The 394-nt window shown below is 47.2% G+C and carries 1 pseudogene; it reads left to right on the forward strand.

Going from position 1 to position 394, the window contains the following annotated elements:
- A pseudogene (locus AC6CHI_RS16130) lies at nt 1-394 on the forward strand (type VI secretion system Vgr family protein); the annotation flags it as partial.

Consider the following 394-nt stretch of genomic DNA (forward strand, 5'->3'; position numbering starts at 1 on the left):
TGCACAAGCCAAGCACTTTAGTGCCTATTCTACGGTGCGCGATGCTCAGGTCGGTTACTGGTTTATTCTGGAAGATCACCCTGAAATTAATTTACATAGCGGTGCGGACCAAGAGTTTCTGATTACGGAAAAAACCTTTTATAGTCAAAACAACCTACCTAAAGACCTCAATCAACAGCTGCTACGATTACTGCAACAGAGCAACTGGCAGCAACCCGTCTGGAATGGCACCATAGATCCAGAACAACGCCAAGCCAATCAACTACAGTTACAACGACGGCAGATTAAAACCGTTCCAGCCTATCATCCTGAGCAGCACCGTCCATCTGCATACCGACAACGGGCAAAAGTGGTCGGACCAAGTGGTGAAGAAATTCATGTCGATGCATGGGGA

Source organism: Acinetobacter sp. GQ146 (assembly GCF_059758585.1).